Origin of the sequence: Sphingomonas sp. BK036, assembly GCF_004216825.1 — a bacterium.
Taxonomy (GTDB): Bacteria; Pseudomonadota; Alphaproteobacteria; order Sphingomonadales; family Sphingomonadaceae; genus Sphingomonas.
This window is the reverse complement of the sequence record NZ_SGXR01000003.1, coordinates 865903-878454: the sequence shown is the minus strand read 5'-3', so window position 1 is coordinate 878454 and position 12552 is coordinate 865903. Positions and strand designations below refer to the sequence as shown.

Sequence of the window (12552 nt, the reverse complement as noted above, 5' to 3'; positions counted from 1 at the left end):
CAGGCGCGTCGCTGCCCGCCCGCCCGTAATCGTCGCTGCCCGTCATCCTGACGAAAGTCAGGATCCAGGGTTACGGGCGGTGTCGGTCTTGGCTCTGGATCCTGACTTTCGTCAGGATGACGGAGTTTGGGGGGCAGGACGTAGCCGCAGATGGCGGGGTTGGATCGCGAGCGACACAGTCGCCGCAGCAGATTTAGGAGAGAGAACATGGCACGCATCGGATTCATCGGGCTCGGCAACATGGGCGGCGGGATGGCTGCCAACCTCGCGAAGAAGGGTCATGACGTTCGCGCATTCGACCTGAGCGCCGATGCGCTGGCCAAGGCGAAGGCCGCGGGCTGCCTGCCCGTCGCCTCCGCCGCCGAAGCCGCGGACGGTGCCGAGGCGATCGTGACGATGCTCCCCGCCGGCAAGCATGTCGCCGAGGTGTACGACACGCTGTTCGGCGTCGCATCGCCCTCCGCGATCCTGATCGACTGCTCGACGATCGACGTCGCCACCGCCAAGCAGGTCGCCGAGGCGGCACAGGCCAAGGGGCTCGCCGCGGTCGATGCGCCTGTCTCGGGCGGGATCGGTGCGGCCAATGCGGGCACGCTCACCTTCATGGTCGGTGGTTCGCGCGAGGCGTTCGATCGCGCGCAGCCGATCCTCGCCGACATGGGCAAGGCGGTCATCCACGCCGGCGCGAACGGCGCGGGGCAGGCGGCGAAGATCTGCAATAACATGATCCTAGGCGCGACGATGATCGCGACCTGCGAGGCGTTCGTGCTCGCCGACAAGCTCGGGCTCGACGCGCAGGCCTTCTACGACATCGCCAGCGTATCCTCGGGCCAGAGCTGGTCGATGACGAGCTATGCGCCGCTACCCGAGATCGGCCCCGACACGCCCGCCGACCATGACTATCAGGGCGGGTTCGCCGCTGCGCTGATGCTCAAGGACCTGCGCCTCGCAATGGCCGCGGCGCAGGACGTCGGTGCTGACACGCCGATGGGCGCGAAAGCCGCCGAGCGCTACGAGGCGTTCGCGGCGGCCGGGCAGGGTGGGCTCGACTTTTCGGCGATCATCCACACCCTGCGCGACTGAGCCTCAGAGGAAGCGGATCAGCATCAGCAGCAGCCCGAGGATCGACGCCAGCCAAGCAAGGCTGCGGACGTAGCGGATGCCGAACAGATATAGCGGGATGTACGCGATCCGCGCGCCGAACCACAGCCATGCGCCGATCGCACCGAGCCCGCCGGTGCGATCGGTCACCGCCAGCCCGAGCGCGAGCGCGACGAACACCGGGTAGGTTTCCTGGAAGTTCTTCAGCGCGCGTTCGGCGCGGCCGGCCATCTCGCCCAGCGGCTTCTGGTCGCCGTCGCGTGGGCCGGCATTCCAGTCGAGCCCGCGATCGTGCGTCGCGGTCTGTCCCTGGATCATGACATAGGCGAACAGCAGGACCGTCGACCAGCCCAGCAGCAGCAATTCGGTAGGCAGCGTCATCGTCGATCTCCGCAAGGGTGCGGGTCTCGAACGCCGCTACCCGCGCGAGGTTGCGCCGTGTCGGGGTGCGCTGGCAAGCTGTCGCGCATCATGCGCGCGGTGGAACGCGCGGTCGGCATCGTCGATCGCGCCGAGCAACGCACCGAAGCACGGCGCCTCGTCGATCGGATAGACTCGCGACAGGTCGTGGCCGAGCGCGAAGACGTCGCGCTGCGTGAGCAACCCGATCGCAACGATGCGGTCTTGATCAGGCATAAGGCAGGCTCCAGTGGTGTAACGCATGTTAACACACTGAAACGATTGTGTATCGCAAATATCGGATAAAGAGCCGAGCCGAGCCTTAGCCGAGCCCAAGTCGCTCGCGCGCGTGCCAGCGGGCCATCATCAGCACCGATACCACCGCCAGCCCGGTCGCCAGCCCGGTCCAGATCCCGACTCCGCCCCAGCCGCGCGCGAAGGCGAGCCACGCGCCGACGCCGATGCCGATCCCCCAATAGCCGATCGCCGCGAACAGCATCGGCACGGTCGTATCACCCAGCCCGCGTAACATGCCCGCGCCGATCACCTGCGCGCCGTCGACGACCTGGAACACCGCGGCCACCGCGAGCAGCGAGATCGCCAGCGCCACCACCGGCGCGTTGGCGGGCGCGTCGACGTCGAGGATGATGCCGATCAGCAGTTGCGGCGCGAGCACGAGCAGCGCGGCGGTCAGCACCATGAACCCCTCGCCGATCGCGAACGCGGCCCAGCCCGCGCGGCCGATCCCGGCGCGGTCGCCGCGCCCGGAGGCGAGCCCGACGCGGACGGTGGCGGCCTGCGCGATGCCGAGCGGGACCATGAAGGTGACGCTGGCGATCTGGATCGCGATCGCGTGCGCGGCGAGCGGGACGGTGCCGAGCAACCCCATCAGGAACACCGCGGCGATGAACACGGTCGATTCGAACCCGAGCGTGATCGCGATCGGCAGCCCGAGCGTCCACACCGCGCGGTACCGCGGCCAGTCCGGGCGCCAGAACCGGCCGAGCAGCCGGTAGCGTCGGAACGGTTTTGCGCAGACGATGACGATCGCCATCGCGACGAAGCTCAGCCCGTTGGCGATGCTGCTCGCCATGCCCGACCCGAGCAGGCCGAGCGCGGGAAGGCCGGCATGGCCGAAGATCAGCATCCAGTTGAGCACGGCGTTCACGCTCAGCAGCCCGACCATCACCACCAGCGACCAGCCCGGCCGCTCGAGCGCGGCGACGAACGCGCGCAGCACGAGGAAGGCGAGGCTGGGCAACATCCCCCACATCACCGCGCGCACGAACCGCGCAGCCTCGTGCGCGAGCGCGGGGTCCTGATCGAGCAGGTGGACGAGGATCGGCTCGGCCTGCCAGAGCAGGATCCAGGACGGGATGCACAGCGTGGCGGCGACCCAGATCGTCTGGCGCACCGTCCGCCGGATATCGCGCACCGCATGCGGCCGCGCGCCCCGCTCGCGCGCGATCATCGGCACCGCGGCGGTGGTGAGCCCCATGCCGAACACGAGGAAGACGAGGTACAGGTTCAACCCCAGCGTCGCCGCCGCCAGCGTATCGGGGCCGAGCCGCCCGAGCATCGCAACGTCGGTCGCGCCGACCAGCGCCTGGGCAAGGTTGGTCGCGACGAGCGGCCAGGCGAGCGTCAGCGTGGCCGCGAATTCGGTGCGCCAGGGGCGGGGCGGGGTGGTCATGCGCCGGCTTTACCCGGGTTCGCGGCCAAGTCGATCACCGACCGATGCCCGCCAGAGATCGACGCGGACCGATACGACGCGTGCTTATGGCGACATGCTCACCACACCCCCCCGTCATCCTGGCGAAAGTCAGGACCCAGAGCCGCACAGGATCTCGCCCGCAACCCTGGGTCCTGACTTTCGTCAGGATGACGAAAGGGGCGCGCGCACCGAGACCGCGACGCCGCTAAGCCGCCCTACCGCATCAACCCGGCGGCGCGGAGCGCGTGCTCGATCGTCGCCTGGATCCCCGTCGGCGCCGCCGTGCGAGGCTTCGCCGCGGGCTTCGGAGCCACGGGAATCGCGATCTTCGCAACGCGGTCGACCGCCGCGGGCTTGGCCGCGACGGCGGCGTCGGTCTCGGCAATCAAACCCCAGGACCGGGCGATGATCGCCGTGCTCGAAATCCCGACGTCGAGCATATACGGCCCCGCGGCGCCCAGCCGTTCGCCCCGCGACGGATCGATCGGCGTACCATGGCCCATCCCCGGCACGGTCCAGTCCTCGACCACGTCGCGGCCCCGTGCGTCCGACCAGATCCGGTGCACCGCGGTTCCCTGGCGTTCCACGCGCACCGCTGTCGCGTCGACGCCGTGGATGCCGCGCCACTGCCTCGCGATCGTGTCCGCGTTCGAGACGCTCACCGTCGCATCCGCCCCGCCATGCCAGATCGCCAAGGTCGGCCAGCGTCCGTCATGCCCGCGCGCGCCGCTGCGGACGAGGTCGACCAGCGCGGCATCGCTGGTGTCGCCATGCCCGCGCATCCGGTCGAATGCCTGCGACACGCCGGTCGCGGTGCCATAAGCGAGCCCGCCGATCACCGCGCCGCCCGCGAACAGGTCGGGCCGGGTCGCGAGCATCGCCAGCGTCATCGCGCCGCCCGCGGACAGGCCGGTGACATAGACCCGGTTCCGGTCGAGGCCGTGGCGGGCGATCATCGTCTCGGTCATCTGCGCGATCGATTCGGCCTCGCCGCCCGCTTGCGCGGTGTCCTCGGAGGCGAACCAGTTGAAGCAGCGGTTGGGATTGTTCGCGTGCGTCTGCTCGGGAAACAGCACCGCAAACCCCGCGCGGTCGGCCAGCCGCGACCAGCCCGATCCATGGTCATAGCTCGCCGCGGTCTGCGTGCAGCCGTGCAGCACCACGACCAGCGGTGCGCCCGCCGGCAGGTTTTTGGGCACATGCACATGGCCGAGCAGTGCGCCCGGATTCGTCCCGAACGCGGTCAGCGCGACGAGGCGGCTCGGCCCATCATGCGCGCTTGCGGGCGCACCTGCGCGGGCCATGCGTGCGATGGTATCGGCGATGTTTCTCAAGACTAGGGGCCTTTCACCACAGGCCGTGGGGGCCGCGATAGCGTATCAACGCACGCCCTAGCCTATTTGTTGCTGCACTGCAGCATCTAGGTCAGGACTCGTGACCAAGCCGGTCGCAGGCCTCGCCGATCGCGGCATAGATCCGGTCGAGATCGGCATCGTCGATGCAATAAGGCGGCATGACGTAGACGGTGTTGCCAAGCGGCCGGAGCAGCAGGTCGCGCGCGCCGAAAAAGGCGAGCAGGCGCGGGCCGATCTGCGAGAGATACCCGTCTTCCCCGTGCAGTTCGACCGCGGTGATCGTGCCGATCTGGCGCGCATTGGCGATGCGTGGATGCCGGGCAAGCGATTCCAGCCGCGCGGCCTGGCGGGCGGCGAGATCGGCGATCCGGTCGCGTACCGGTTCGTCGCGCCAGATCGCGAGGTTCGCGTTGGCGGCGGCGCAGGCGATCGGGTTGGCGGTATAGCTCGACGAGTGGAAGAACATCCGCGCGCGGTCGGTGCCGTAATGCGCCCGGTAGATAGCCTCGGTCGCCATCGTCACCGCGAGCGGGATCGCGCCGCCGGTCAGCCCCTTCGACAGGCACAGGATATCGGGGACGATGCCCGCCTGTTCGCAGGCGAGCAACGTCCCCGTGCGGCCCCAGCCGGTCATCACCTCGTCGGCGATGAACAGGACGTCGTGCGCGGCACAGAGCCGCCGCATCTCGGCCAGCACGTGCGGCGGATAGATGTGCATCCCGCCCGCGCCGAGCAGCAGCGGCTCGACGATGAACGCAGCCGGATGCGCGGCACACGCCGTCTCCAGCGCGTCGAGAGTCGCCTGCTCGCGCCCGGCGGCGGGGTAGGGGATCGTCCCGACATCGAACAGCAGCGGCGCGTAGGCGCGATTGAAGACGCCGCGCGCACCGACCGACATCGCGCCGATCGTGTCGCCGTGATAGCTGTGCTCGAGCACGAGGATGCGGTGGCGATCCTCGCCGCGATCGAGCCAATAGCCGAGCGCCATCTTGAGCGCGCACTCGACGCTGGTCGACCCTGAGTCGGAAAAGAACACGCGCGTCAGCTCGGGCGGCATGATCGCGGTCAGCCCACGCGCAAGGTCCTCGGCGGGCTGGTGCGTCCAGCCGGCGAAGATGATCTGGTCGAGCTTGCCCGTCTGCTCGGCGATAGCGGCCATGATCGTCGGATTGGCATGGCCATGCGTGGTGACCCACCAGGACGAGATCGCATCGACGATCCGCCGGCCATCCGCCGTGTAGAGTGCGGCGCCCTCGGCATGCGTGACGAGCGGGATCGGCTCGCGCAGGCCGTGCTGCGTGAAGGGGTGCCAGACGGGGGAGTCGCTCACCGGAACGCCTCCAGGTCGAAATTCGCGGCGAACGCCTCGGCCAGCGTCGCGGCGTTCAGCGGATCGAGGCGGGGCAGGCGGCCGAGCCGGCGGACCTTACCGAGCGTGGCGATCGTCGCCTCGCTATCCTCGACCGCATCGCCGACGAACGCGATGCCGAGGATCGGCACGCCGCTGTTGCGCAGCGCCTCGATCGACAACAGGCTGTGGTTGATCGTGCCGAGCCCGGTCCGGGCGACGAGCACGACCGGCTTTGCCCACCGCGCGAACAGGTCGGCGAAGATGAGCTCGCGGGTGACGGGCACCATCACGCCGCCCGCCCCCTCGACCACCAGCGCGCCGTCGACGTCGGGTAGTGCGAGCCGGTCCGGATCGATCGTCACGCCATCGATCTCGGCGGCGAGATGCGGCGAGCACGGCGTCGTCAGCCGATAGGCTTCGGGCAGGACCCGGTCCGCAGGCACGCCGAGCGTGACGACCGACGCCGCATCGCTGCCGTCCGCCAGCCCCGCCTGCACCGGCTTCCAGTAGCGCGCGCCAAGTGCGGCGGTCAGGCCAGCGGCGAACACCGTCTTGCCGATGTCGGTGTCCGTCCCGGTGACGATGATCGTCATTGCAGCGCCTCTCCCATGATCGCTCCCAGTGCCTCGATATCCGCGACGGTCGCGTTGAGCGTCAGCGATATCCGCAGCCGCGATCCACCCTCGGGCACGGTCGGCGGCCGTATCCCGCGCATGTCGAACCCGGCGCGCTGGATCGCGTCGGCGACGCGCATCGTCCGCGCGGCGTCCCCGAGTATGAGCGGCAGGATCTGCGATCCCGTCACCGCGACACCGTGTGGCGCGAGCACGCGCGCCGCGGTCGCGACGAGGTCCCACAGCCGCTCGCGCCGCGCCGGCTCGTCCGCGACGATCCGTAACGCCTCGTCCACCGCCAGCGCCATCAGCGGCGACGGCGCGGTCGAGAAGATGAAGCCGCGCCCGCGATTGACGATGAAGTCGCGCATCACCGCCGGCCCGCACAACAGCGCGCCCTCGCAACCCAGCGCCTTGCCGCAGGTGCGCAGGGTGATCACGTTCTCGCGCCCGTCGAGTCCCTCGGCCAGACCCCGGCCGTCCGTGCCGAACACCCCGGTCGCATGCGCCTCGTCGATCAGCAAGATCGCGTCGTGGCGATCCGCCACCCGCGCGAGATCGCCGAGCGGCGCGCGGTCGCCGTCCATGCTGTAGAGACTCTCGACCGCGATCCAGACTCGCCCCGTGCCGCCCGCGCTGCGCCACGTGGCGATCGCATCCTCGACCGCGCCGGCATCGTTATGCGCCGCGCGCACGCAGGTGGCGCGGGTCAGTCGCATGCCCTCGTGCGCGCTCGCATGGATCAGCGAGTCGTGGACGATCAGGTCGGCACGCTGCGGCAGCGTCGCGAACAGGATCGTGTTGGCGACATACCCGCTGGCGAAGAATAGCGCCGCCTCGGTCCCGAAGAACCGCGCGGCCGCCGCCTCCAGCGCCTCATGCTCGGGCGCATTGCCGCGCAGCAATCGCGAGCCGCCCGAACCGACCGGCACGCCGCGCGCCAACCCCTCGACCATCGCACCGCGCAGCCGATCCGATCCGGCAAGTCCGAGATAGTCGTTCGACGCGAAATCGACGCCTGCGCGCGGGCGGAGCGATCGGTACCGGTCGGCGGCGGTCAGCGTGGCAAGGTCTCGGTGCTGGTCGGCGAACATCATCGCGCGGCCCTAACCGCTACGCGGCGCGAAGACGATAGTGCGGCGCGATCGCGCGGTCAGCCCGCCTGCAACGCCGCGATGAACCGCGCGGCGCGCGCGCCGACCTCTGCCGCAGTCATGCCCGGCGCATAGAGCGCGGAGCCGAGGCCGAAGCCTGCCGCGCCCGCCTTGCGCCACTCGGCCATGATCTCGGGCACGATTCCGCCGACCGGCAGCACGCGCGTGCCCTTGGGAAGCACGGCGCGCATCGCCTTCAGCACGGCGGGGCTGGCGGCTTCGGCGGGGAAGAGCTTCAACGCGGCCGCGCCCGCGTCGAGCGCTGCGAACGCCTCGGTCGGCGTGGCGATGCCGGGCAGCGCGACATAGCCGCGCTCGGCCGCCGCCGCGACCACCTGCACGTTCGCGTTGGGCGCGATGATGAGCGTGCCACCCGCCGCGCCGACCGCCGCGACGTCCTCGACTCGCAGCACCGTGCCCGCCCCGACGACGGCGCGGCCTTCGAGCCGGCGCGCGAGGCGGGCGATGCTGTCGAGCGGATCGGGCGAGTTCATCGGCACTTCGAGGATCGTGAACCCGGCCTCGACCAGCGCGTCGCCGATCGGCTCCACCGCGTCGGGCGTCACGCCGCGCAGGATCGCGATCAGCGGGCAGCGCGCGAACGCGTCGTCAAAGGCCTGGCGGTGGGGCGTGGCGGAAATCATGCTGCAAGATCCTTGATGCGCGTGATGCCGGCCACGAACGCGGCCTGGCTGTCGATAGCGTGCGACGTGCCGCCGAGCGCAACGATCGCCGCGGCATAGAGTGCGCCGAGCGCTGGGTCGGCGAGAATATGGACCGTCGTGCCGGCCTCGATCCGCGCGGCGGTATCCGCGCCGATCAGCAATCCACTCGCGAACGAGGCCGCGTCCGCGTCGTCGGCAAGCCCGAGCACGCCGCGCGCGCGGATCGCGAACAGGCTCGCAGCGAGGTCGCGTTTCGCCCCCTCCGCGACGCCGGCGAGGAACGCAGCCCCCGGCTCGACCGGATGGCCGAGCTGCCGGGCGAGGACGCCGTGCGTGCGGAGCAGCGCGAACAGCTCGCCAGTCATCGCGGTGGTGAAGCGCGTGATCGCGCCGCGCTCGACCGTCGCCCATTTGCAGTGCGTACCGGGCTGGCACAGCAGCGCCTCCGCAGGCACGAGCCCGGCCGCGACCGCGCCGAGCAGCTGGACCTCCTCGCCGCGCATGACGTCCGCGTGCAGCCCGTCGCGGTAGGACAGCCCGGGCACGATCGCGGTGCGCTCGTCGATCCGGTCGATCGCAGCGGCGATGTCGGCAAGACCCGCGGGCGCGGCCACATAGGGAACGCTGCGCCAGCCGATGTTCGATCCGACCATCCCGGCGAGCAGCATCGGCAAGTCGCCGAGCCGCTCGCGGATCCCCGCGACCTCGGCGGGATAGTCCGCCGCGGCGACGCTCGCCGCGCCGCGATCGTCGCGTTCGGACGCGACAACATGGCCGTCCTCGATCCGGAACGCGCGCCGGTTGGAGGTGCCCCAGTCGACTGCGATGAAAGACGTCATGGTCGCTACCTTGCTTCCGTCGCGACGCAACGGCGTAGGCCCTCCGAATTATACGATAAAACAACCATGTCCAGCCTCCACCGAGTCGTCCGCCCCCGCAAGACGCATTCGGCCGAAACGCACTGATCGAAGATAGCGCCACAGGAACAGACACCGAACCCCCTCGTTCAGCCCCGACTAGCGAGAGGAATGCGTGTGCTTCAGATTAGCGCTCAGGCCGAGACCGAAACCGGCACTATCGAGGCAGCGCCTCCCGAATCGGTCGCGGTGACGATCGCCGAACGGCTCGCGCAAGGAAGCCTGGTCTACGTCGCGCTGGACGACCGACGCGCGACCGACATCGCGGCGATCACCGCCGCGCTCGTGCCCGATGCGGTGGTGATCCAGCTGCCGTCGAGCGATGCGTTGCCGGGCGACGACGCGCCGGCCTCGCCCGCCAATGTCGGGCTGCGCGTCGCGGCGCTGCGTCGCGTGCGGCATGCGACCACGCATGAAACCGGACCTATCCTGCTGGTGACCACCGCCGAGGCGACCGCGGTGCGCTATCCCGAACCCGCTTCGTTCGATGCGGCGCCACCCCGGCTTGAGGTCGGCGATACGCTCGACGTCGAGGCGTTCGCGGCGACCGCGGCCGAGATCGGCTATATCGTCGACGACCGGATCGACGAGCCCGGCGAGATCGCGGTGCGCGGCAACGTGATCGACATCTTTCCCGCCGACCGCGAGACCCCGGTCCGCATCGAATTCGCGGACGGACGGATCACCGCACTGCGCGACTATGACCCCGTCTCGCAACTCGGCTCCGCCGACATCGCCTGTGTCGAGGTCGGGCGCGCGACCGAACCGCTGGTCGAGAAGGGCGTCGCGCTTCTCGCGCATCTCCCCGATGCGGCGATCGCGTTTGATCCCGGCGTCGATCGCCGTCGCGCACGATTCATGGCGATCGCCGCCGATGGCCTGCCGCGTCGCAAGGCGAGCGCCGATCTGGTCGCGACCCGGTCCTGGGACGCCGCGGTCGCCAAGCGCGACGTCGTCGCGATCGATCCGGATGCCACGCCGTCGCCCCGTTTCGTCGAACAGCGCGATCCCGCGCGAGGGTTTGCCAAGCTCGCCAAGGACGTGCTGGCCGATTCGCGTCTCGTGCTGGTCGGCTCCCCGCGCGACCTGCGCTTTCTACAGCCGCGGCTCGAGCGGCGGGCGAAGATCGATCTCGTGCCCGTCGAGCGCTGGTCGGAGGTCGTCGCGGCAAAGCCCGGCACCGCGATGATGCTGGTCGCACCGATCGATCGCGGCTTTGCGGCGCCCGGTGTCACCGTCGTCGCGGGTGCAGACCTGCTCGGCGGCCGCGCGCGTGGCGACGAGATCGCCGCGAGTGGCGCGGGAGCCCTCACCGGTCTGTCGAGCGAACTGCGCTGCGGCGACGTCGTCGTGCACGAGGAGTTCGGGATCGGCATCGTCCGCGGGCTGGAAACCCTTCCCGATACCGGCGGCGACGCGATCATCCTGTGCTACGCCAAGGAAGGCCGCCGGCTCGTCCCCGTCGCCGAGGCCGACCGCATCTGGCGCTATGGTGCGGACGCCGATGCGGTGACGCTCGACACGCTCGACGGTGCATCGTGGCAGAAGCGGCGCGGCGCGATCGATGCGGCGATCGCCGACAGCGCGCGCGATCTCGCGGCGATCGCGGCCGAGCGCGCGGCGCAGACGACCGACCCGATCATCCCCGACCGGGTGGCCTATGAGCGGTTCGCCGCCGGGTTCGCCTTCACCGAAACGCCCGACCAGGCGCGCGCGATCACGACCACGCTGGCCGATCTGGCGAGCGGCAAGCCGATGGACCGGCTCGTGATCGGCGACGTCGGCTACGGCAAGACCGAGATCGCGCTCCGCGCCGCAGCCGCCGTCGCGCTGGCGGGGCGTCAGGTCGCGATCACCGCGCCCACGACGGTCCTCGTCCGCCAGCATATCGAGACGTTCACGCGGCGGTTCGAGGGGACCGGCGTTGCCGTCGCCGGGCTGTCGCGCCTGTCGAGCACCGCCGAAAAGACGCGTGTAAAGGCCGGGCTTGCGGATGGGTCGATCGGCGTCGTCATCGGTACCGGCGCGATCGCGGGCAAGGGCGTGGCGTACAAGGATCTGGCGCTGGTCGTCATCGACGAGGAGCAGCGGTTCGGCACCGCGGACAAGGCCAAGCTGCACGCGCTGGGCGCGGGGCACGTCCTGACGCTTAGCGCCACGCCGATCCCGCGGACGCTGCAATCGGCGATGATCGGGCTGCAGGGCATGTCGGTGATCGCGACCCCGCCCGCGCGTCGCCAGCCGATCCGTACCGCGGTCGCGGCGTTCGACGATGCCACCGTCCGCGCGGCATTGCGGCGTGAGCGCGCGCGCGGCGGGCAGAGCTTCGTCGTGGTCCCGCGGATCGACGACATGGCGCCGCTGGCGGCCCGGCTTGCCAAGCTCGTCCCCGAACTCGGCATCGTCCAGGCGCACGGCAAGATGCTCGCCGCCGAGATCGACGAGGCGATGGTCGGGTTCGCCGCGGGCGATGGCGATGTGCTGCTCGCCACCAACATCATCGAGGCGGGGCTAGACGTCCCGCGCGCGAACACGATGATCGTCCACCATGCCGACCGGTTCGGCCTGTCGCAGCTGCACCAGTTGCGCGGCCGGGTCGGACGCGGCGGGCGGCGCGGGCAGGTGATGCTGCTCACCGATGGCGACGCGACGATCGCCGAGGCGACGCTCAAGCGCCTGCGGACGTTGCAGGCATTTGACCGGCTCGGCGCGGGCTTCGCGATCAGCGCGCGCGACCTCGACCTGCGCGGCGCGGGCGATCTGGTCGGCGAGGCGCAGGCCGGGCACATGAAGCTGATCGGGATCGACCTGTACCAGCATCTGTTCGGCCGCGCGCTGCGGCTGGCACGCGGCGAGGAGGTCGACGACTGGGTGCCCGACCTCCATCTCGAGCTCGGCGGCACGCTGCCCGAAGCCTGGATCCCGGAGGAGGAGGTTCGCCTGTCGCTCTACGGCCGGCTCGCCCGTCTCGAGGACGTCGTGGCGCTCGACCGGTTCGAGGCCGAGCTCGAGGATCGCTTCGGCACGATCCCCAATTCGGCGCGACAGCTGCTGTTGCTTGCACGGATCCGGTTGCGCGCCTGTGCAGCGGGAATCCGGCGGATCGACGCCGGCCCTGCGGCAATCGCGTTCACGCCGCACGATCGCCGGTCCGCGGCGCCGCTTGACGAGCTGGTCGAGAAGAATGGCCGCTGGATCTTGAAGCGCGCGGTCGCCGATCCGGTCGAGCGCGCCGCGCAGATCGAGGCGCTGCTCGACGCGCTGGCCGGGTGATCCGGCCCG

Annotated in this window: 11 protein-coding genes; 2 read left to right on the top strand and 9 right to left on the bottom strand. The window is 70.4% G+C overall.

Features of this window, described 5'->3' with window-relative positions; translation table 11 throughout:
• Positions 1 to 207 precede the first annotated feature (207 nt).
• Entirely contained in the window at positions 208 to 1083 is an 876-nt protein-coding gene (gene mmsB, locus EV283_RS04150; protein ID WP_130322878.1) for a 3-hydroxyisobutyrate dehydrogenase, read from the top strand.
• 3 nt (positions 1084 to 1086) lie between these two features.
• Here mmsB and EV283_RS04145 read toward each other — a convergent pair whose 3' ends face one another.
• The 9 genes from EV283_RS04145 to EV283_RS04105 form a co-directional block, all read right to left on the bottom strand.
• A complete protein-coding gene (locus EV283_RS04145) occupies positions 1087 to 1482 on the bottom strand; it encodes an MAPEG family protein (protein WP_130322876.1) in 396 nt (131 codons plus the stop codon).
• 36 nt (positions 1483 to 1518) lie between these two features.
• Positions 1519 to 1737 (bottom strand): hypothetical protein, encoded by a 219-nt coding sequence (locus EV283_RS04140; RefSeq protein ID WP_055881323.1) that lies wholly within the window; start codon positions 1735 to 1737, stop codon positions 1519 to 1521.
• An 85-nt stretch (positions 1738 to 1822) separates the two neighbouring features.
• Positions 1823 to 3193, bottom strand: coding sequence for an MATE family efflux transporter (locus tag EV283_RS04135; protein ID WP_130322874.1), 1371 nt, complete (start codon positions 3191 to 3193; stop codon positions 1823 to 1825).
• Positions 3194 to 3429: 236 nt separating this feature from the next.
• Entirely contained in the window at positions 3430 to 4518 is a 1089-nt protein-coding gene (locus EV283_RS04130) for a PHB depolymerase family esterase (RefSeq protein ID WP_242615771.1), read from the bottom strand.
• Positions 4519 to 4639: 121 nt separating this feature from the next.
• Positions 4640 to 5899 (bottom strand): adenosylmethionine--8-amino-7-oxononanoate transaminase, encoded by a 1260-nt coding sequence (locus EV283_RS04125; protein WP_130322870.1) that lies wholly within the window; start codon positions 5897 to 5899, stop codon positions 4640 to 4642.
• The gene (gene bioD, locus EV283_RS04120) at positions 5896 to 6513 is read right to left on the bottom strand and encodes a dethiobiotin synthase (protein WP_130322868.1); all 618 of its coding nucleotides are present in this window, start codon (positions 6511 to 6513) and stop codon (positions 5896 to 5898) included. The genes EV283_RS04125 and bioD overlap by 4 nt, the downstream gene beginning before the upstream one ends.
• Positions 6510 to 7631 carry an 8-amino-7-oxononanoate synthase gene (locus tag EV283_RS04115; protein ID WP_130322866.1) on the bottom strand — a complete coding sequence of 374 codons (1122 nt, stop codon included), beginning with the start codon at positions 7629 to 7631 and terminating at the stop codon, positions 6510 to 6512. Before EV283_RS04115 ends, bioD begins: the two co-directional genes overlap by 4 nt.
• Positions 7632 to 7687: 56 nt before the next feature.
• On the bottom strand, positions 7688 to 8332 hold the full coding sequence (locus tag EV283_RS04110; protein ID WP_130322864.1) for a 2-dehydro-3-deoxy-6-phosphogalactonate aldolase: 645 nt from the start codon (positions 8330 to 8332) through the stop codon (positions 7688 to 7690).
• Entirely contained in the window at positions 8329 to 9192 is an 864-nt protein-coding gene (locus EV283_RS04105) for a 2-dehydro-3-deoxygalactonokinase (RefSeq protein WP_130322862.1), read from the bottom strand. The genes EV283_RS04110 and EV283_RS04105 overlap by 4 nt, the downstream gene beginning before the upstream one ends.
• A gap of 195 nt (positions 9193 to 9387) precedes the next feature.
• On the opposite strand from EV283_RS04105, the gene EV283_RS04100 reads away from it, so the two are divergent.
• A complete protein-coding gene (locus EV283_RS04100) occupies positions 9388 to 12543 on the top strand; it encodes a TRCF domain-containing protein (RefSeq protein ID WP_347400199.1) in 3156 nt (1051 codons plus the stop codon).
• Positions 12544 to 12552: the final 9 nt, after the last annotated feature.